The 19578-nt window shown below is 74.4% G+C and carries 16 protein-coding genes; 8 read left to right on the top strand and 8 right to left on the bottom strand.

Annotated elements, in window-relative coordinates; all coding sequences use genetic code 11:
* Positions 1-26: 26 nt before the first annotated feature.
* The 5 genes from JEK78_RS15290 to JEK78_RS15310 all read right to left on the bottom strand — a co-directional run bounded on the left by JEK78_RS15290 (position 27) and on the right by JEK78_RS15310 (position 6509).
* Entirely contained in the window at positions 27-1382 is a 1356-nt protein-coding gene (locus tag JEK78_RS15290; RefSeq protein WP_200259490.1) for a VWA domain-containing protein, read from the bottom strand.
* A gap of 110 nt (positions 1383-1492) precedes the next feature.
* Complete coding sequence (locus JEK78_RS15295) at positions 1493-3073, bottom strand: protein phosphatase 2C domain-containing protein (protein ID WP_200259493.1); 1581 nt, start codon at positions 3071-3073, stop codon at positions 1493-1495.
* Between the two features lie 3 nt (positions 3074-3076).
* Positions 3077-3562 (bottom strand): tetratricopeptide repeat protein, encoded by a 486-nt coding sequence (locus JEK78_RS15300; protein ID WP_200259496.1) that lies wholly within the window; start codon positions 3560-3562, stop codon positions 3077-3079.
* A 99-nt stretch (positions 3563-3661) separates the two neighbouring features.
* A complete protein-coding gene (locus JEK78_RS15305; RefSeq protein ID WP_200259499.1) occupies positions 3662-4960 on the bottom strand; it encodes a hypothetical protein in 1299 nt (432 codons plus the stop codon).
* A 481-nt stretch (positions 4961-5441) separates the two neighbouring features.
* Positions 5442-6509: a mechanosensitive ion channel family protein gene (locus JEK78_RS15310; RefSeq protein ID WP_200259502.1), complete on the bottom strand. Its 1068-nt coding sequence runs from the start codon at positions 6507-6509 to the stop codon at positions 5442-5444.
* 327 nt (positions 6510-6836) lie between these two features.
* On the opposite strand from JEK78_RS15310, the gene JEK78_RS15315 reads away from it, so the two are divergent.
* On the top strand, positions 6837-7373 hold the full coding sequence (locus tag JEK78_RS15315; protein WP_200259505.1) for an HNH endonuclease: 537 nt from the start codon (positions 6837-6839) through the stop codon (positions 7371-7373).
* Here JEK78_RS15315 and JEK78_RS15320 read toward each other — a convergent pair.
* Positions 7325-7858 (bottom strand): ATP-binding protein, encoded by a 534-nt coding sequence (locus JEK78_RS15320; RefSeq protein ID WP_200259508.1) that lies wholly within the window; start codon positions 7856-7858, stop codon positions 7325-7327. The genes JEK78_RS15315 and JEK78_RS15320 overlap by 49 nt on opposite strands.
* Before the next feature lie 381 nt (positions 7859-8239).
* On the opposite strand from JEK78_RS15320, the gene JEK78_RS15325 reads away from it, so the two are divergent.
* The 3 genes from JEK78_RS15325 (at position 8240) to JEK78_RS15335 (ending at position 8947) form a co-directional block, all read left to right on the top strand.
* A complete protein-coding gene (locus JEK78_RS15325) occupies positions 8240-8425 on the top strand; it encodes a hypothetical protein (protein ID WP_200259511.1) in 186 nt (61 codons plus the stop codon).
* A gap of 83 nt (positions 8426-8508) precedes the next feature.
* Positions 8509-8688, top strand: a complete 180-nt coding sequence (locus JEK78_RS15330; RefSeq protein ID WP_200259513.1) for a hypothetical protein — start codon at positions 8509-8511, stop codon at positions 8686-8688.
* A 28-nt stretch (positions 8689-8716) separates the two neighbouring features.
* Positions 8717-8947 carry a hypothetical protein gene (locus tag JEK78_RS15335; RefSeq protein WP_200259516.1) on the top strand — a complete coding sequence of 77 codons (231 nt, stop codon included), beginning with the start codon at positions 8717-8719 and terminating at the stop codon, positions 8945-8947.
* Here JEK78_RS15335 and JEK78_RS15340 read toward each other — a convergent pair.
* Positions 8928-9392 (bottom strand): DoxX family protein, encoded by a 465-nt coding sequence (locus tag JEK78_RS15340; protein ID WP_200259518.1) that lies wholly within the window; start codon positions 9390-9392, stop codon positions 8928-8930. The genes JEK78_RS15335 and JEK78_RS15340 overlap by 20 nt on opposite strands.
* A 189-nt stretch (positions 9393-9581) precedes the next feature.
* Between JEK78_RS15340 and JEK78_RS15345 the strand changes: the two genes are divergently transcribed.
* Positions 9582-9920: a PadR family transcriptional regulator gene (locus JEK78_RS15345; RefSeq protein ID WP_200259521.1), complete on the top strand. Its 339-nt coding sequence runs from the start codon at positions 9582-9584 to the stop codon at positions 9918-9920.
* Positions 9917-10588 (top strand): hypothetical protein, encoded by a 672-nt coding sequence (locus JEK78_RS15350; protein WP_200259523.1) that lies wholly within the window; start codon positions 9917-9919, stop codon positions 10586-10588. Before JEK78_RS15345 ends, JEK78_RS15350 begins: the two co-directional genes overlap by 4 nt.
* A 56-nt stretch (positions 10589-10644) precedes the next feature.
* On the opposite strand, the gene JEK78_RS15355 is transcribed toward JEK78_RS15350, so the two are convergent.
* Positions 10645-11145: a DUF2269 family protein gene (locus JEK78_RS15355; RefSeq protein WP_200259527.1), complete on the bottom strand. Its 501-nt coding sequence runs from the start codon at positions 11143-11145 to the stop codon at positions 10645-10647.
* Positions 11146-11490: 345 nt separating this feature from the next.
* Here JEK78_RS15355 and JEK78_RS15360 point away from each other — a divergent pair, with 345 nt between their 5' ends.
* Positions 11491-17667 (top strand): type I polyketide synthase, encoded by a 6177-nt coding sequence (locus JEK78_RS15360; protein ID WP_200259530.1) that lies wholly within the window; start codon positions 11491-11493, stop codon positions 17665-17667.
* Positions 17664-19532, top strand: coding sequence for a non-ribosomal peptide synthetase (locus tag JEK78_RS15365; RefSeq protein WP_200259533.1), 1869 nt, complete (start codon positions 17664-17666; stop codon positions 19530-19532). The genes JEK78_RS15360 and JEK78_RS15365 overlap by 4 nt, the downstream gene beginning before the upstream one ends.
* Positions 19533-19578: the final 46 nt, after the last annotated feature.

Below are 19578 nucleotides of genomic sequence, written 5' to 3' on the forward strand. Positions count from 1 at the left end.
GCGCTGATCGCGGATGGGTGTCCGTGTCACTTCCTGACCCGGACCGTCTTGGTCGAGCGGGTTTCGAGAGCCATCTCGTCCGCCTGCCCGACCGTCGTCTTCAGTCGCACAGTACCTGCCGCGGCGTCGACCACGTCCACCACCTTCACGAGCAGGCGCGCGGTGTCCTCGTTCCCCGACGCGTCGGCGAGGCGCACCGCGTGTCCCAGCATGACGGTGGCGCCGTCGACATCTCCCCTTCTGCGGAGTTCCAGTCCCTGTCGGACGACTTGTGCCAGTTCCGCCTGTCCGTCGTAGTGCGCGACGTGGGGGTCCGACGCGGTGGCGGCGGCGAGGTCGTCGGTCCACAGCGCGCGCACCAGGCCCTGGGCGCCGAGGTCCCGCGACGCTTCTCCGGGGCGCGGCACGACCAGCGAGACGCGCGCGGCGAGCATCTCCCGGCCGATGCCCGCGGCCGGCACCTCGAGGCGCAGGTGGTAGACGCGGGACTCCTCGCCCCAGGACCCGGTGGGGTAGTCCGTGTGTCGCGTGTCGACCGGTGTGTGTCGGTCGGTCAGGTCCACCACGGAAGGGGCCACTTGTGCGACGCGGGTCACGCTGGTGCCGACCGGGGTCCACAGGCGCATCGACACCGTCCCCAACTCCTTGCCCATGGCCGTCGCCATCAGCCGCGCGAAGTCCGCCGCCAGGTCGGCCGGGTCCGCCACGATGTCGGCGTTCCCCAGAAGCGCGGAGGCCACCCCGGTGAGCTCCGCGACGTCCCAGTCGGTGCCCACGCCCCGCACGTCGCAGGTGAACCGTCCCGCGCAGGCGGCCAGGGCGTCCCGGAGGGCCCCCGGGGTCTCGTGCTCGTTGCGGCCGTCGGTGAGCAGGATGCCGTGGCGGACGCGGACGTCCTCGGAGGACAGCAGGCGGTCCGCGAGCCGCAGCCAGGTGCCGAGGGCGGTGCCACCGCCCGCCTTCATACCCCGCAGAGCCCGCTTGGCCAAGGCCCGGCTGTGGGCGTCGGCCGTCGCGAGCCGGCCGGCGCCGGGGTAGACCTCCGCGGCCTCGTGGGTACCGGCGATCACCGCGAAGCGCACCCCGTCGCGGAGCGTGTCGATCGCGGCGGCCGTCGCCTGGCGGGCCTCGCGCATCTTGAGCGGTGGGTGGGCCATGGAGCCCGAACAGTCGACCATGAGCGCCACGGCCGCGGAGGCGCCCGACCCGGCAGGGCGTCGGGCGCGGCCCGCGTCACCGGGGATCCGTCCGCCGACGGTCCCCCCACCCGACGCGGTCACCGCGGCGATCGCGTCGACCTGTCGACCGCCCTCGGGCAGGTACGGGTTCTGATGGATTTCCACCGAGAACCGCGGCTCGTTCGGCTTGGTGAAAACGACCATGGCGATCGGCTCCCCCTCCGCTCCCCGCCGCCGGGACGACGGTGACGCGGGCCGCCCCCTGCGGCCCACGAGGCGCGCGCCCCCGGGCACACGACCTCAGGCCCGCATACCTACCCCCACGGCGTGGCGGGGAACGGCACGACGGCCACTGTTACGTTGTCGTGCCCCCCACCGTCCAGTGCGTGGCCCACCAGTACCCGGGCCGCGTGCAGGGGGCGTTCGGCCGCGTCGTGGGGGACGATGGCGGCCATCTCCCCGGCCGTCTCGGCGTAGTTCCACAGACCGTCGGTGCAGACCACGACCACACCGGGGCGATCCGGGGCGAAGGACGCGGTGTGCGGCTCCAGTTCGTAGGCGTCCGCACCCAGCCAGCCGGTGATGGCGTGGGCGCGCTCGTCGGCGAACGCCTCCGCCTCGTCCATCAGACCGGCGGCGACCATCTGTGCCGCCCAGGAGTCGTCCTCGGTCAGGCGCGCCGCCGGTGCCGCGCGGTCCTGGGGCACCCAGTAGACGCGACTGTCGCCCACCCATCCCACGACGAGCGCCGTGGCGGTCACCACGGCGCCGACCAGGGTGCACGCGGGGGCGTTGCGGTGCGGGTCCCCGCCGGCCACGTCGGGCCCGGCGGCGAGGGCGTCGACGGCCCGCGCGGCGGCGACGACGGCGTCGTGCATGGCCCCTTGCGGAGGGGCGCCGTGCGCGAGGGCCGCCAGCAGCGTCCGGCCGGCGGTGTCCGACGCGGTGAGCGAGGCCTCGTCGGGTCGGGTGGCCGACGAGACCCCGTCGCACACCACGGCCACCCGGGCGGCGGAGCCGTCCGGCAGTGCCGTCCGACCGATCGCGAAGGCGTCCTCGTTGCGGCGGTGACGCAGACCCCGGTCGCTGACCGCCGCGAGGGAGCCGGACTCCTGTTCCACACGGTCTCGTTCGCGGGGCTGGGCGTGGCCGCAGGTCTCGCAGTGGCCGTCGTGGTCCACGCGTCCCGCCCGGCAGGCGACGCACGCCCGCTCGCCCGCGCGGGGTGTGGACGCCGAGTGTCCGGGGGGTGTGGGGGGCGGCGCGGGGTCCAGGCGGGGATCCGGGGGCCGGGGAGGGTGGGCCTCCGCCCCCCGGGGGCGGTCGAACCGGACCCCGGGGCCGCCGACATCGGGCCGCGCGGCCGGCTGGGGTGGTACGGCCGGGTGCGGCGCCGCCTCGGGAAGCGGCCCGGCCCCCGGGTGCGGCGCCGCACCCGGCCCCGCCGGGTCGCCGGGGGGGAACGGGCCCGCCGCGTCGGAGAGCGTGGGGGAGGGGCCGCCGGGCCACGGCCGCGCGGTCCCCGGGTGTGGGCCGCCGGCCGGAGGGGTCGGGAGGGGCGAACCCTCCGGTACGGCGGACTCCCCGGCCGGCGCGGGCCACGCGGGCGCCGACGGACCGAGGCGGCCGGGCGCGGGCGCGCCGGGCGGGATTCCCTCACCGGTGTACTCGGACCAGGGGGGAGGGGGGGCGGGGGACGCCGACTCGACGCGGCCCGACGGCCCGTCGGGCCGCCAGGGGGACGGGCCCGGCCCGTCCAGGGCGATCGTCGGTTCGTCCCTCGGGCGCGCGGGAACGACCGACAGGTCGTAGCCGCACGCTCCGCAGAATCGGTCACCCGACGAGAGGGCCTCCGCGCAGTTCGGGCAGGCGGACAACCGGGGCTGCTGCGACATCGATTACACCCACGTCCGAGGGCGATAGCGGTTGGCACGTTCCACCAGGTCGTTCCTCTCCTCGCCGCCCTCGGCCGGCCGGGCCGGCGCGCGGTGCGCGCGCTCCGGTCCGAAGCGCGAGCCCCGCTCGCCCAGCGTGCTGCCGAGCGACGTCCTTGCCCCGGCGGCGGAGGCGGTGGAGGCCCGGCCCCCGGACAGTATCCAGTCCAGGGCGGATACGAGGACCTCGGTGGCCGACCGCTCGCGTCGGGCCGGGTCCAGACCGTACTCCGTCAGGGCTTCCACCTGCTCCGCCGCCGCCTTCAGGTCCTCCGCGAAGCCTACGTCGGTCCGCGTCGCCGCGTCTCGCCGGATACCCGCCCGCACCGCCACCACACGTGCCGCCGCATGCCGGAGCGGATCGCGCGGCACCGACGTCAGGGTGGCCCCGGCGCCCCGACGGGTGCTTTCGGACACCTGGACCCGGGCGAGGACGCCCTGGGCCGTCATCGCCGGCCGGCACAACGCCTGTCTTCGGGTTCGTGACTTGGCCGGTCCGGTCGGCGACGACGTGCTCCCTCGGGGCACCGCCGGCACCCCTCTCGTCGGTCAACCGCCGGGTCGGGACCCGCCGTACTGCTCGGCCGCGGCCTGTCGATAGCGCAGTACGGCCCGCGCCGCCACCCGCAGGTCGCAGGGGGCGCTCCACAGCATCCGCCGGGCCCTCTCGTATCGTTCGACCAACTCGGGGTCCTCCGCCCACCCGTGCCGGGCGACCTCGGCGCGGCAGGCGTCGAGGCGGCCTCGTAGCTCGGCCCGCACGGCGAGCGGCGCGGTCACCGCCGTCAGCGAGGCGCGGGCCCGCCGCAACTCGTCCTCCGCGCGACGTTCCAGTGACTCCAGCAGCGGGGACAGCAGGTGCCACCGTCCGTGCGCGCGATGCTCGGCGGCCTGCGTCAACTCCTCACGCAGACGGGTGGGAGACCCGCCGACCACGGGCACCTCGGTCGCCGCGATCTTCGCCAGCACCTCCCCGCGCGCGGTCCGCGCCTCCGCCAGGGTGCGCTCCGCCCGCGAGAGCACGTCCCGCAGCCGGATGAGCCGCCGCTCGGCGTCCTGTCGGACCGTCAGCACGGCCTCGACCTCCCGGCGCGCGTCCTCCAGACGGCGCGCCTGGCGGTCGTACTCGGTGGTGTCCGGCCGGCCGCAGCCGGGGGCCGAACTCCCCTCGTTCGCGGTCCAGAAGGCGAGCGGGTCGGACACGATCCGCTCGCGCAGCCGGTCCAACGCCCGGGTGATCCGCTCCAGGTCGTCGCCGGTCGGGTGCTCGCCGGGGCGGACTCGGGCGGAGTGGGCCAGTTGCCGGGTACGCCGCAGCTCGGCCGCCAGCAGATCCACGCGCGCGGGCAGTGTCGACCAGACCGCGTCGGCGGCCACCACCGTGTCCAGCGCCACGGCGTGGAGTTCGTTCATCCGGTCCACCACAGCGGCCAGCGTGTACCGTTCGCCGACCGACGGTCCAGGGGCGGCCACCTCGTGTGGCGGCGTCCCTCCGTTGGCGTTGCCCCCGGCCACCGTCACGCACGGCCCGCGGAGCAGCTCGGTCAGCTCGGCGAGATCCTCCGGGCTGGACCGGCGGCGACGGGCGCGGATCTGACGCGCGGTCCGCACCGCCTCGCCGTACGCGTCGAAGCACGCCCACAGCAGGGAGATCGACTCCTCCGCGACGGCCCGGCGTTCCGCGGTGGTGCCGGTGAGGCGCGCTCCCTCCAGGAGCCTGCGGCCCGCGTGGTCCTGGAGGGCCAGGAGGGAGGTCTCGACGGCCTCGTGCTCGGCGTCCAGCCGGTTCAGCGCACGGTCCACCGCGTCCCGGTCCATCACCTGCCCGGCAATTCCCACGCTGCCCATCGATCGCCTCTCGCCGTGTCGGACGTGTGTCGCCGCCGTGCCGCTCGTCGCGCCCGCCGTCGTGTCCGGACGGACGCCCGTCCACGCCCGCCCCATCAGCGGACGGTCGCCGTGCCGATAGTCGTACCCATCGGAGGCCGTCGCCAACGGCGCTCAGGCGCAGTGCCGTCGGCCGCCTCGGGGGCGGGTGCGCAGGCGCGGGCGGCGCGTCCCGTCCGCCACGCCCCCTGCCCGCCCCCGTACCTGCCCGCCCGTCGTTCCCCGCGCTTGCTCTCGGCGGGACTCCGACAACCCGCGCCCGGCGACGACCACCGTGCCGTCCGCGCCCACCGTGCCGAGGACGGCGGTGCCTTCGGGGAGGCCCGCCGGGGCTTCCCGACATGTGAGCGTCCGCGTGGCCGCGAGCCCCGGAGCCGCCCGGCGCCGGGCGCGACCGAGCGGGTCCGCCGGCTCCCGCGGGTCCTCGGCCCGGGGACCGGGGCTACGCGCCGCCGCCGGCGTGGGCCGAGGGCGCGGCCACCTCGACCGCCGGATCGGAGCCCTCCGCCTCCGGCGCGGGTGCCCCTCCCGTCATGCTGATGCCCTCGGCGTCGAACCGGCGTTTGACGCGCCACCGCAGCTCGCGTTCGACGCCGAGCGCCGCGCCCGGCATCGTCCGCGCCGAGACCCGCAGGACCATCGAGTCGGGAAGCACGCTGTCCAGACCGAGGACCTCCACCGGCCCCCAGAGCTGTTCGTTCCAGGGACTCTCCCGAGCCAGGACCGCGCCGACCTCGGTGAGGACGTCCCTCACCCGGTCCAGGTCCTCCGAGGGGTGCACGGTGACGTCGACGCCCGCCGTGGCCCAGCCCTGGGAGTGGTTGCCGATCCGCTTGACCTCACCGTTGCGCACGTACCAGATGGCGCCGTTCTCGCCGCGCAGCTTGGTCACGCGCAGCCCCACCTCGACGACCTCGCCGCGCGCCACGCCCGCGTCGACGCTGTCGCCCACCCCGTACTGGTCCTCCAGGATCATGAACACGCCGGAGAGGAAGTCCGTCACCAGGTTGCGCGCGCCGAAGCCGATCGCCACGCCGGCGACGCCGGCCGAGGCGAGCAGCGGGGCCAGGTTGATCTGGAACGTGCCGAGGACCATCAACGCGGCGGTGCCGACGATCAGGAAACTCGCCACCGAGCGCAGTACCGAGCCGATCGCCGCCGATCGCTGCCGGCGGCGTTCGGCGTTGACCAACAAGCCGCCCAGGGTGCCGCCCGTGGCTGGCGCGGTCCGGTTCATCCGGTCTATCAGCTGGGTGATCGCCCGCCGCACCAGGGCTCGGAGCACCGTCGCCACCACGACGATCAGCAGCACCCGCAGGCCGATCGCCAGCCAGGTCGACCAGTTCTCCTCGATCCAGCCGGCCGCGTTCGCCGCGCCCTCCTGTGCGTCGCGCACCGAGGGCACCGCCGGAACCGGCGGCTCCGTCGGCTCCGGCGGGGGAGTGGTCGGCGAAGGCGTGGGGGAGGGGTCGGAGTCGGCGGCCGGCAGGAGCGCGGCGGACGGGGACACGGCGGTTACCTCCAGGTGCGACGCCCTCCGGCACGGCGGGGACGGCCCCCCGAGGCTCGAACGCGATCCAAGGTCACGAAAAGGTCACCGGAGTGCGGAGGCACCACACTAACGGGGCACACGGCCGCCATCGGCGCGAACTCCCGGCCAGATGGGGCACCGGCCGGCGCCTGACCAGCGCGCGCTCCCCCGAACGCCCCGGGTGTGGTCGAAAACACCCCCGGCCCGTTACTCGGACATGGTGGCGTTTCCACCAGCCATGAGGGGAGACTGGCGGTGAATCGTCCCGGCGCGAGCCACGCGCCGCCGGCGTACAAGGAGGCATCGGTGCCGCACGTCCTGGTCCTCAACGCGTCGTACGAGCCACTCGGCGTCGTACCGCTCCGCCGCGCGCTCGTCCTCGTACTGGAGAACAAGGCCGTGTGCCTTGAGGAATCCGGCGCCCACCTGCACAGTGCCGCCCTCACCGTCCCCGCGCCCAGCGTGGTGCGCCTCAAGCGTTTCGTGCGGGTCCCCTATCGAGGCCCCGTCCCGCTCACCCGGCGGGCGCTCTTCGCCCGGGACGGGGGCCGCTGCATGTACTGCGGTGGGGTCGCGACCAGCGTCGACCACGTCGTTCCGCGAAGCCGGGGCGGCCGGCACGTCTGGGACAACGTGGTCGCCTCCTGCCGTCGCTGCAACCACGTGAAGGCCGACCGCCACCTCGGCGAGATCGGTTGGCGCCTCAGACACAAACCCGCCCCGCCCTCCGGCCTGGCCTGGCGCATCATCGGCACCGGGCACCGAGACCCTCGCTGGCTGCCCTACTTGCAGCCCTACGGCGCGGACGACGCCCTGGCCCGGATCGACGGCATCTCCGCCTGAGGTCCGGGCCTTCGCATGGCCGGGAGTGCGGGGCGGTCCCGGGGAACCCACTCCGCGTACACCACCTTCCCCACCGTTCGAGGCTCCCAGCCCCACCGGTCCGTCAGGGCGCCCACCAGGAGCAGGCCGCGACCGAACCGCCCGCTGTCCTCCCCGGGCGGTCGCGGGCGGGGCAGGCGCTTGCCTCGGGGGTCGCCGACCTCCAGGCGCAGCACGCCGCCGTCGCGGAGGCTGAGGTGCACCCGGACGAGCCGACCGCTCGGGGTTCCGTGCAGCAGGGCGTTGGTCATCAGCTCCGACACGACCAGGGCGATGTCGCCGGCGAGTTCCGGCGCCCCCCAGTCGACGACGAGCCGGGCCACTCTGCGTCGGGCCGACGGCACGCTCCGGGAGACGGGTGTGTAGTCCAACCTGTCCTCCCTGAGCACGACGGGCGCGGGGGTGAGCGTGGGGGCCGGGGCGGGGGAGCCGGCGGTTTCGGCCATGGGCTGTCGCTCTCTCGTGTGGGGGTGCGGGGCGGCCACGTCGGGCCGGTGCCCGCGGCGGGTGGGGTGTCGGGGGGCGTCCCCGCACGGCCCGCGGAGCCGACGGGAGTAACGATCGAGGACCGAGGGTGGACATCGGCGAAGGGCAGGGGCACCCGCCTCACGTGGGACCCTCGCCCGAGGAGTTCTCCCCCTTTCGGGCGATATCCGTTCATCCCCTCGTCTTCACCGGGCGGGGGAGGCGCGGGGCCGCGTCGCCAGGTCACCCTGTAATCGGCACGAGGGCCGCGGCGACTGGGCCGGCCGATGTTCGGGCCGGGCCTTGGACCCCGGTGAGTCCCTCGCTTGGCTGTGCTTCCACATCGCACCGGAGGAGTGGGCATGAAACGCGTGGAAAGGGCTGACGTGGCGGATGTGTTCGACGCCCCGCTGACCGAGGATCAGGCCGGATGGCCGGGCGGCGACAAGGGGCCCGTCGCGGCGGCCCTGACGGTCGGCCTGGCCTTCGTGTCGGGCCTGGGCATCAGCTGCGTCGGAGTCGTCGGTGCCGCCACGACCTTCGGGTGAGGACGGACTCCGAGATGCCCGAGATCGCCACCGGACGGTCGGTGGCCGGCGGCCCGGGGACGGGCGTAGGAAGAGAGCGGAACATGGAAGACGTACGGGCGTCGCTGTCGGCCCAAGGCCCCCTGGACGAGGGGAGCCGCGGAGACATCCTTCCCGAACAGCACGGGCCGGTCACTCTCGCCGCCGCGGCGGTGGCGTTCACGGTGGGGATCTGTGTCTCCGCCGTGGTCTCGGGGGTGGTGGAAATCGCCGTCGGCGGCTGAGCCGGGCTGCCCGCGGAGGAGTCGGGGCGTGGAGAGCCGCGGCCCCGGCCTGGCACACGCCGGCCGGTACGAGGGAATCGAGGTGACCATGTCCCTCCTGGCGAGAATCGACGAGGAGGTTCGGGAGCGACTGACGGAGCGCGCCGAGGGCACGCACCGGCGGCACGCGCTGCCCGTGGCGCTGGCCCATCCGGCGGCCGCCGCCGCCGTCATCACGACCCAGGTGGTGCTCTTGGCTATCACCGCCGCCCTGGGCTGACGGCCCCCCGACGGCGCGGGGGACGACCGTCTCGGCGGTCGCCTCGCGGGCGCGTTCCGGACAGGCCGGGCGTGCCCGGACCGAAAAAGACCAAGAGCAGGAAGCCCCAGCAGAACAACGCCGGCGACAATCCGCCGTTCTCCAAGGGGAACAGCCCGTCCGGCTGATGCTCGGTGAAGTAGGCGAAGGCCATGATCCCGGAGCTCAGGAACGCCGCCGGGCGTGTCGCCGCGCCCAGCAGGACGAGAACGCCGCAGACCAGTTCGATCACCCCCGCGTACCAGTACGGCCAGTCCCCGACGGGGCTGCTGTCGCGGCCCAGAACCCCGAACACGGTGGCCGCGCCCTCGCTGGCGAACAGCAGTCCGAGGACGATGCGGAACAGTCCGAGGACGATCGGCCTGCCGGCCGTCAACCGGTCGTCCAGCGTCGGCTTGGCGCTCATCGGGGCTCCTTCGTGGCGTCTGTCGGCTCCGGCGGGAGGCGGCTCGGGAGTGGGTCGACGATCGCCGAGCCGCTCCACGCACCTCATGACGTGTCGCGTGCGCGGATGGTTCAACGCCCCGCCGATCCGACGGGCCGGGAGCCTCGGGTGGTATGGCGCGCGTGTCGGCTCGATGGCTAGGCTGCGGGTGTGAGACACGACGCGGTCCGCGGCCACCTGGACGGACTTCTCCTCGCCGCCCTCGAGACCGGGCCCCTGCACGGCTACGCGATCATCACCGCCGTGCAGCGTCGCAGCGGCGGCGTCCTGGAACTGCGCACCGGGACGATCTATCCCGCGCTGGATCGTCTGGAGCGGCTGGGGTTGTTGCGCAGCAGTTGGCAGACCTCCGGCGAGCGCCGAAGGCGCTGCTACGAGTTGACGGAGGCCGGGCGGCGGTCGTTGGCCGGTGAACGGACGGCCTGGCAGGAGTTCACGGCCGCCATCGGCGCGGTTCTCGATCCGGCGCCGCCGGAGGCGGCCACATGAGCGAGGGCGCTCCCTCGGTCGACCCGATCGGGGACCACGCCCGCGCTCTGGCGTCCGCCGTGCGTGGCCCGGCCGGGGTGAAGGCCCGCATGATCGAGGCGCTGCGGCTCGATCTGGAGGACGCGGCGTCGGACCACGGTCGGGAAGGGGTGCCGTATCGGACGGCGGCCCGGCGGGCGGTGCGGGAATCGGGGACGGTGGCGGAGCTGGCGGACAGCTGGCAGCGGGAGTTGACGATCGCCCAGACCCGGCGCACCGCGCGTGCCGTGGCCGCCACCGTGCCGCTGCTTGTCGCCTGTCGATACCTCGTTCACCGGACCGATTCGGGCCGTGGCCCGGAACTGGCTTTCTTCGCACAGGCCTTGGCCTCGCACCTGACCTGTCTGGCGGGGGTCGCCGCCGTTCTCGCCGGGGCGGCGCTGATCGTCACCGGGCCGGTCGCCCGGCGGTTTCCCACTCCGGGCGGGCTTCCGTCGGGCGTGGCCTGGTCGGCCACCGTGGCGGGCGCGTCCACGGCACTCGCCGCCCTGGCGCTCGCGGTCGCCGTCGTGTCGGGGGCGGATCGGCCGCCGCTCTTCGCGGCGGGCGTCTTCGCCGCCGCCTCCCACGCCGTCGTGGCCGGCTCGGCCCGCGCCTGTCGGCGCTGCCGCGCCGTTCCGGCCTCCTGATTCGGCTCGGCCCGGCCGGTGGCGGCCCGCGCGCCGTGCTCCGTGGGGTGCCGCACTCACGCGCCGGTGGTGGAGCCCGGTCGGACGATCATCAGGACCACGACGGTCGCCCACAGCAGGTTGAAGACCCCGGTGGTCATGGCGAGTCGTGCCGACGAATGGGTCGCCGCCCTCGATGAGAGCGCCGCGCCCGTCGTCGCGTCGTCCCCCGACGCGTCCGCGTCCGTCACCGCGAGGAGGCGTTCCTGGGCGGGGAGGATCGAGAGGAGCAGCAGGGCCGCCGCGACGGCCGTGAGGACGATCGACGCGATGAGCCAGGCGTCGCCGAGCACGCCCATCCGCGCGCCGGTGGCCACGCCGAGAACGGGCACGGCGGCGGCGACGACCGTGTACCCGCGGCAGATCCGATGCAGCAACGCGGCCCCGGCGGCAGTGCGCGCCCCGCCCTCCCGGGGGGCCGGTCGGACGAAGCGGGGGAACATCGACGCCGCGACCGTGATCGGGCCGATCGCCACGATCGACGCCAGGACGTGGAGCGAGAGCAGGAGTTTGGTCACGACCGAACCCTTCCGAGGATGAATAGTTGGCAGCCAATGCATTGGCTGCCAAGGCAGTCGTATCATCCGCGAGCACGGGGCGCCAGGGCCCGTTCGGCGCACCCCTCCCGAACGCGTCGCGCCGAAGCGGGAGTTCGTGGCGACGGAGGCGACCGGCCGAAGTGCCGGGACCGGAGGGCGGCGAGCGCCCGTGCGGACCGGGCCCCCGCCCCGGTGGCGGCGTCCGAGGATCACCTCAGGTGTTCCAGTGCATCGGCAAAGAACGTTTGAGCGGTCACCGACTTCTGACGAACAGTGGGGCCAGGTGATCCGGACGAGTCCCCCGTGCCGCTGTGAGGAAGAGATATGTCAGCCGAGGCCAGTTCACGCAGCATCCACGAGATCAGGGACTTCACGCTCGCCCGGCTCCAGGAGCTGCTGGACGTCTCCCGTCACGAGGTGGACCGCCGCGCGCCGCTCCACCGGTACGGGCTGGACTCCGCCAAGGCCGTGCGCCTGGTCGCCGCCCTGTCCGAGTACCTGGGTCGTCCGATCCCGTTCACCCTGGTCTGGGACCATCCCACCGTGGAGGGCCTGAGCGTCGCCCTCGCCCGGGGAACGGGGGGTGGGCCCACCGCGCCGCGCTCCCTCCCCGGGAGGTCGCGGACCACGCGCGGCGCCCCCGAGCCGGTCGCGCTGGTCGGCATCGGATGCCGACTGCCCGGAGCCCCCGACCCCGCGTCCTTCTGGCGGCTGCTGACGGAGGGCCGGGAGGCGGTCGGCCCGACCCCGCCCTCCCGCCGGGACCTGGCGGGGGACGGAGGCGCGCCTCGGTGGGGAGGTCACCTGGACGACATCGATCTCTTCGACCCGCTCTTCTTCGGCATCTCGCCCCGCGAGGCCACCGCCATGGACCCGCAACAGCGGCTGATCCTCGAATTGGCCTGGGAGGCCCTGGAGGACGCCGGGGTGCCGCCGCGCGGACTCGTCGGGAGCGACACCGGCGTCTTCATGGGCGCCAGTTGGAGCGACTACATGGGGCTGGCGCACCGCGCCGGCACCCGGGGGCCGATCGGCCCCCACACCGCGACCGGCACCCACGACAGCGTCATCGCCAACCGCGTCTCCTACGTCCTGGGACTCCAGGGACCCAGCATGGCGCTGGACACGGCCTGCTCCTCCTCGCTCGTCGCCGTCCACCTCGCCTGCCAGTCCATCCGGTCCGGCGAAAGCGATCTGGCCCTGGCCGGCGGGGTCAACCTTGCCTTCCTGGGCGATCACTTCGCGGCCATGGACCAGTTGGGCGCGCTCTCCCCGGACGGCCGTTGCAAGACCTTCGACGCCCGCGCCGACGGGTACGTCCGGGGCGAGGGCGCGGCGGTGGTCGTCCTGGCGCCGTTGCGCACCGCGCTGGAGCGAGGGCTCCCCGTGTACTGCGTGATCCGCGGCGGCGCGGTCAACAACGACGGCCACAGCAACGGCCTCACCGCCCCCAACCCGCTGGCCCAGGAAGCCCTGCTGCGGACCGCCTACGACCGTGCCGGCGTGTCCCCCTCGCGGGTGGACTACGTGGAGTGCCACGGCACCGGGACGCCGCTGGGCGACCCCATCGAGGCGAAGGCGCTGGCCGCCGTCCTGGGCCCCGACCGCGACCCCGGGGACCCGCTGCGGATCGGTTCGGTGAAGACCAACATCGGCCACCTGGAACCGGCCGCGGGCATCGCCGGCCTCGTGAAGGTGGCGCTCTCGCTGCGCAACGGCGTCCTGCCGGCCAGCCTGCACTACGACATCCCCAACCCTCGGATTCCCTTCGAGAGCGCCGGGCTGCGGGTGCAGGACCGCACCACGCCGTGGCCGCGCCGTCCGGAGGGGCGGTCGGCCGGCGTCAGCGCGTTCGGTTTCGGCGGCACCAGTTGCCACGTGGTCGCCGAGGAACTGCCGCATCCCGAACACGCGCTGCTGCTGCTGGCCGAGGACTCGCGGGAGGCGCTCGATCGACGCGTCTCGGAACTGCGGACCCTCCTCGTGGAGGACCCCGGGGCGGCGCTCCCGGCCCTCTGCTCCCAGGCGCTGCGCGCGCTGGGGAACGGCCCGCACCGGCTCGCGGCGGTCGCTCGCGACCGTGCCGAACTCCTCTCCGAACTCACGGCGTTCGAGGAGGGACGCCCTCACGACGGGCTGACGGTCGGGGAATCGGGCCGGCGGAGGCCGCGGGTGGCGTTCCTCTGCTCCGGCACCGGCTCGCAGTGGCTCGGAATGGGACGCCGACTGGCCGTCGGGTCGCCCGCGTTCCGCCGGTCCCTGACGCGGGTCGACGAACGCGTGCGGGAGCTGTCCGGCCTCTCCGTGGCGGACCTGCTCTTCGCGGCGGAGGAGGACGCCCGGCTCGACGACATGGAGGCCGCCCAGCCGCTGCTCTTCGCAGTCCAGGTCGCACTGGCGGACACCTGGCGGTCCCTGGGGGTGGAGCCGGACGTCGTCCTCGGCCAGAGTGTCGGGGAGTTCACCGCCGCGTACCTGTCGGGCGCGCTCGGCTTCGACGACGCCACACTGTTGGCCACGCACCACGCCCGCCTGGTGCAACAGTTGGCCGTGGGCGGCGGCGACAGCGTGGTGGCGGCCTGTGCCGCGGAGCGCGTCCTGCCCCTGATCGCCGCGGAGGGCGACCGTGTGACCCTGTCGGGCCGGCTGGGCCCGGAGTCCACGCTGCTCTCCGGTGCGACGGACGACCTGGACGCGCTGACCGGACGTCTCGCCGCCGAGGGCGTCGCCGTGCACCGTGTGCGGATGGGGTACGCCGCGCACTCCCCGCAGGTGGAGCCGGTCCTGGCGCCGCTGACCACCGCCCTGCGCCCGATCGCGCCCACCGCGAGCCGCATCCCGATGATCTCCACGGTCACCGGTGCGGAGATCGCCGGGGAGGAGCTGGGGCCGGCCTACTGGGCGGACAACGTGCGCCGGGAGAGCAGGCTGACCGATGCCGTGGCGACCCTCGGCGAGCGCGGGGTCGACGCGGTGATCGAACTCAGCCCGCACCCGGTGCTGCTCAGGCCGGTTGCGGAGACCCTGGCCGGACGGGGTGTGACCTGCCTGCCCTCCCTGCGGCGCGGGGTCGACGACGATCGGAGCCTGCTCGCCGCGCTGGGCGCGCTGCACGTGGCGGGGCACCCGGTCGCGGCGGACGCCCTCGTGACCGGCGCCCGGGGCCGCCACGCGCCCCCCGGCCCCCGGGGGGCGACCGGCCCGGCCGTCACCGACCCGGTCGAGGGAGACGACACGTGTCGCCCCCGGCCCTGGCCCACCCTGGTGCCGGTCACCGCGCACTCCCCCGAGGCCCTTCGGGACACCTGCCGCGAGTTGGCCGGTCACGTCGAGCGCGATCCCGACCTGCGCACGTCCGACCTCGGCCACACGCTCGCCACCCGGCGGACGCCGCTCGCCCACCGCGCCGTCCTGTTGGCGAGCGACCGGCGGGAGGTCCTGCGGTGCCTGGCGCGCGCGGGCGCCGAGGAGCCCCACCCGGACGTGGTGCGCGGACGGGACACCGGGGGAGGCGACCGGCGCGTCGCGTTCGTCTTCTCCGGAAGTGGCGCCCACTGGGTCGGCATGGGCCGTGAGTTGCTCCGGTGGCACGAGGGCTTTCGGGAGTGGATGGCGGAGTGCGACCGGGCGGTGGCCGAGGTGGCCGGCTGGTCGGTGCTCGACGCGCTGGCGGCGCCGCTCGAGTCCTCCCGGCTGGACGAGATGGACATCCAGCAGCCGGTGCTCTTCGCCCTCCAGGTCTGTCTGGCGCGCCTGTGGAGGAGCCTTGGCGTGGAGCCGTCGGCGGTGGTGGGGCACAGCATCGGCGAGGTGGCCGCGGCCGTCGCGGGCGGGGCGCTGTCGCTCGCCGACGGGGCCAGGGTCACCGTCGTCCGTTCCCACCTGATGCAGCACAAGGCCGTCGAGGGCGCCATGATCGCCGTGGAGGCGTCCGAGGAGGAGTTGGCACCCCACCTCGCGGGCCACGAGGCCCGGTTGGGTGTCGCGGCGCTCAACAGCCCGACCAGCACGGTGGTCTCCGGTGCCCCCGACGCCGTCCGCGTCCTCACCGCGGACCTGGAGCGGGCCGGTGTCCCGGTCCGGACCGTCCGGGTCGAGCGGCCGGCGCACAGCGTGCTGATGGACCCCGTACTCCCGCCGCTCCGGGAGGAGCTGAGGGACGTCGAACCCCGACCGTTCGCCATCCCCTTCCACTCCACGGCCGTCCCGGACGCGGTGAGCCCGCGGGTCGATGCCGACTACTGGGTGAGCAACTTCCGCCGAGCCGTCCGGTTGGCCCCCGCCATCTCGGCACTGGTCGCCGACGGCATCGACACCTTCGTCGAGATCGGCCCGCACGGCGTGCTGCGCGGCGCCGTCGAGGAGACGGCGCTCGCCCACGGCGTCCAGGCGCGCGTCGTGGAGTCGCTGCGACGGGGCGAGAGCGACACGCGCAGCCTGCTGGGGTCCGTCGCCATCCTCTACGCCGACGGCGTGCCCATGGACCTGGAGTCGCTCTTCCCCCGTGACGCGCGCGTCGTGGAGACGCCCCTCGTTCGGTGGCAGAAGGACCGCTACTGGCTGGACGCCCCGCCGCCGGCGCCCGATTCGAGGGATGCCGGCGCGGAGACGGCCTCCCGGCGGTCGGCGGAGCCGGTGCGCGACACCCCGGAGGCGGGCGCCCCGGTGCCCGACGCGGCCGACGAGTCGACTCCGACCCGCGAGGCTCTCCTCGGCGAGATCGCCGAGACGCTCGGGCTGGCCCCCGCCGTCCTGTCCGCCGGATCCCGACTGGTCGACTTCGGGCTGGACTCCATGCTGGCCATCCGGCTGAGCAACCGGATGCAGACGCTTGTGGGCCATCGGATGTCACCGGTGGAGTTCGTCGGGGAACGGACCGTGGGCGAGCTGCTCGACCACCTGCTCGGTCTCGTGGTCGGGCCCCGGCCGACGGCGGTCGCGGCGCCCCCGGCGCGGGCCGGAACGGACCGGCGCACCCCGTTCGTCGAGACGTTGACGGAGCCCGACGCCGAGGAGCTGCTCGACGAGCTGGTGGCCCGGGGGCTTCTGCCCGCCCCCGACGACACCACCCCGGCCCTGGACGCCCTGCGGGCCGCCGGCGAGGACGACGACGCGGCCTTCCGCGTGGCGCCCGCCGGGCACGGACAGTCCGCGCTGTGGTTCATGCAGCAACTGTCGCCCGACGGCGTCGCCTACAACCTGATGTTCGGAGCCCGCGTCACCACACCTCTCGACCCGCGCGTGCTGGAGCGGGCGGTGCGTGCCCTGGTGGAGCGCCACCCGGCGCTGCGCACGGTCTTCGTGGAAGCCGGAGGACGGCCCTACCAGCTCGTCCTGGAGGAACCCGTCCACGAGTTCCTGGCCGTCGACGCCTCCGGCCTCGACGACGACGAGGTCCGCCGGGCGCTCATCGAGCACGGACACCGCCCGCTCGACCTGGACGAGGGGCCCATTCTCCGTGCCGTGTTGATGTCACGGGGTCCGCGGGACCATCATCTGCTGCTGGTCGTCCACCACGTCGCCTCCGACGCCGAGACCATCGACATCGTCGTCCGCGACCTCCAGGAGCTCTACGGTCTGATGGCCGGGGGGGCTTCCACCCTCCTGGGACCCGCCCCCGCGTACACGGACTTCGTGGAGTGGGAGAGGGACTGGCTGGAGGGCCCCGAGGCGAAGGCCGCGCTCGACTGGTGGGCGGGACGGCTGGAGAACCCGCCGCCCCACCTCGACCTGCCCCGCGCGGACGGGTCCACGCGCGCCGGGCCCCGCGCCGGCGGAGTCGGCTACACCGGGGAGGACCTGACGTTCCGCTGGGACGCGGAGGCCGGTCGCGCGCTGAAGGACTTCGCGGTCCGCGAAGGGGTCTCGATGAGCACCCTGCTGCTGGCGGGCTTCTTCGCGGCGCTGAATCGCCTCGCCGGCGTCGAGGACGCCGTGGTCGCGACCGCCGTGGCCCAGCGCGGCGCGGCGGGAAGGGAATCGGCGGTCGGGTACTACCTCAACACCGTCCCGGTACGGGCCAGGCCGTCCGCCGACCGGGACTTCCGCGAGCTGCTGGCCGAGGTGCACGCCTACGCGCTCGGTCTGCTGGAGCACATGGACTACCCGTTCGACCTGCTGGTGTCGGAGCTCAACCCGCCGCGCCCGGAGGGTCGTCCGCCGTGGTTCGACTTCGCCGTCAACTGGCTGTCCGGAGACGCCTTCACGAGCGTCAACACCCTCTTCCACGGAATCGGCGACCCGGTGGGGCCCACCGGCGCGCTGCCCCTCGTTCCGCTGCCGTTGGAACGCCACTTCGCCAAGTTCGACCTGGAGATCACGATGACCGACGTCGCCGGCGAGGTGATCGGCCAGGTCCAGTACAAGCCCGACTTCCTGGAAAGGGAGACCGTGACGACACTCCTGGAGCACTTCCGCTCCGTCCTGCTGGAGGCGATCGACTCGCCGGACGGGCCGCTCGCGCGTCCGGCCGCCGCACCGCCGAAGGAGGAGAACCGATGAACCCCACGAACGGCACCCTGCACGGAGGGTTCCTGGAGCACGCGGCCGACCACCCGGACGCACCGGCCGTCCTCTTCGACGAGGGGGTCGTGACCTACGGCGAACTCGACCGGCGATCGGCCCTCCTGGCCGAACGGCTCACCTCCGAGGGGGCGCGACCGGGTGTCCCCGTCGGCGTCTGCGCCGAGCGTTCCCCGGAACTGCTCGTCGCCATCCTGGGCATCCTGCGCTCGGGAGCCTGCTACGTGCCGCTGGATCCGAAGTACCCCGCCGAGCGCCTGCGCTTCATGGTGGAGGACAGCGGTGTCCGACTGACCGTCACCACTACTGCCTCCAAGGGAAGCTGCCCGCCCGGCTCGGCCGTCCTGATGGCCGACGGCACGGCCGACGCCGCGTCCGCCGGCGCCCCGGTCCCGTGCGTGCCGGCGGACACCGCGTACGTGATCTACACCTCCGGATCGACCGGCAGGCCGAAGGGGGTGCCGATCCGGCACGCCAGTTGCGCGGCGATGCTGGAGGAGACCGACCGGATCTTCGCGGGCTGCGACATGAGCGGCGTGGCCGCCGTCAGCTCCGTCTGCTTCGACCTGTCCGTCATGGAGATCTTCGCGCCCCTCACCCGGGGCGGGGCGGTGGTCCTGCTGGAGAGCGCGGTCCACCTCCCCGAGAGCCCGCATCTGGATCGGGTCACCCACCTGAACACCGTGCCCTCCGTGATGACCGGGCTGCTGGACGCCGGCGGGGCCCCGCCCAATCTGCGCACCGTGGTCCTGGGGGGCGAGGCGGTGCGACGCGGACTCGTCGACCGCGTCTACCGCGAGACCGGCGCGGACCGGGTGTTCAACGGATACGGTCCCACCGAGGGGACGGTGTTCTGCGCCTTCAAGCTGGTCGCCCGGGACGGGACGGGAGAGCCCTCGATCGGCGTCCCCTCCTCGACGGCGCGCCTGTACGTCCTGGACGGCCTGCTGCGCCCGGTGCCGATCGGCACGGCCGGCGAACTCTACCTCGGGGGTGCCGGTTTGGCCCGGGGCTATCTGAACCGCCCGCGCACCACCGCGGAGCGGTTCGTTCCCGATCCGCACCTCACCGGCGAGCGCATGTACCGGACGGGCGACCTCGCCCGCTACACCGCCGACGGGGAACTGGAGTTCGTCGGCCGGGTCGACCACCAGGTCAAGGTGCGGGGCCACCGCATCGAGCCCGAGGAGGTGGAGGCACGGCTGGCGGAGTGCCCCGAGGTGCGTGAGGCCGCGGCCGTGGTGCGCCCGGACGGCGGGGGACGGGGCGCCGGGACGCTGGTCGCCTACGTGGTTCCCAAGGACGGCGGGTCCCGCGCGGGAGCGGACGGCGGCGAGCCCTGGCTCGACGCAGACCTCCAGACGCGGATCACCGACCGGCTGGCGGGCGTCCTGCCCGACCACATGGTCCCGGAGACCGTCGTCTTCCTCGCCGCGCTCCCGCTCTCCCCGAACGCCAAGACCGATCGGGCCGCCCTGCCGGAACCCCCGAGCCCCGCGGCCTCCCCGGTCTCGGAGCCGGCGGGCACCCCCACGGAGACGGCGCTGACCGAGATCTGGGGAGACCTCCTGAAGCGGGACCCCGCGACGATCGGAGTGCGGGACGCCTTCTACGACCTCGGCGGCAACTCCCTGCTGTTGGTCCGGCTGGCCAAGCAGATGACCCGCCGGTTCGGCCGGCGAGTGGGGGTCTCCGACCTCTTCCGGTTCCGCGACATCGCCTCGCTCGGCCGCTGGCTGGACGACGACGGCGACACCGTCCCCGACGCCATCGAGGAGGCGCGGCGGCGGGCCGCCGCCCGACGGTCCGCGGTACGGGGCCGAGGCCGCCCGGCCGCCGACTGACACCCTCCCGTACCCCACCGTCCTCGCCCGATGGAGGCCCTGAGGC

The organism is Streptomyces sp. HSG2, assembly GCF_016598575.1.
Taxonomy (GTDB): Bacteria; Actinomycetota; Actinomycetes; order Streptomycetales; family Streptomycetaceae; genus Streptomyces.

What these genes read in the sequence shown, in the direction of transcription:
- JEK78_RS15290 (WP_200259490.1), bottom strand. Translation starts at nt 1,382, where the DNA reads ATGGTCGTTTTCACCAAGCCGAACGAGCCGCGGTTCTCGGTGGAAATC.
- JEK78_RS15295 (WP_200259493.1), bottom strand. Translation starts at nt 3,073, where the DNA reads ATGTCGCAGCAGCCCCGGTTGTCCGCCTGCCCGAACTGCGCGGAGGCC.
- JEK78_RS15300 (WP_200259496.1), bottom strand. Translation starts at nt 3,562, where the DNA reads ATGACGGCCCAGGGCGTCCTCGCCCGGGTCCAGGTGTCCGAAAGCACC.
- JEK78_RS15305 (WP_200259499.1), bottom strand. Translation starts at nt 4,960, where the DNA reads ATGGGCAGCGTGGGAATTGCCGGGCAGGTGATGGACCGGGACGCGGTG.
- JEK78_RS15320 (WP_200259508.1), bottom strand. Translation starts at nt 7,858, where the DNA reads ATGGCCGAAACCGCCGGCTCCCCCGCCCCGGCCCCCACGCTCACCCCC.
- JEK78_RS15325 (WP_200259511.1), top strand. Translation starts at nt 8,240, where the DNA reads ATGAAACGCGTGGAAAGGGCTGACGTGGCGGATGTGTTCGACGCCCCG.
- JEK78_RS15330 (WP_200259513.1), top strand. Translation starts at nt 8,509, where the DNA reads ATGGAAGACGTACGGGCGTCGCTGTCGGCCCAAGGCCCCCTGGACGAG.
- JEK78_RS15340 (WP_200259518.1), bottom strand. Translation starts at nt 9,392, where the DNA reads ATGAGCGCCAAGCCGACGCTGGACGACCGGTTGACGGCCGGCAGGCCG.
- JEK78_RS15350 (WP_200259523.1), top strand. Translation starts at nt 9,917, where the DNA reads ATGAGCGAGGGCGCTCCCTCGGTCGACCCGATCGGGGACCACGCCCGC.
- JEK78_RS15360 (WP_200259530.1), top strand. Translation starts at nt 11,491, where the DNA reads ATGTCAGCCGAGGCCAGTTCACGCAGCATCCACGAGATCAGGGACTTC.
- JEK78_RS15365 (WP_200259533.1), top strand. Translation starts at nt 17,664, where the DNA reads ATGAACCCCACGAACGGCACCCTGCACGGAGGGTTCCTGGAGCACGCG.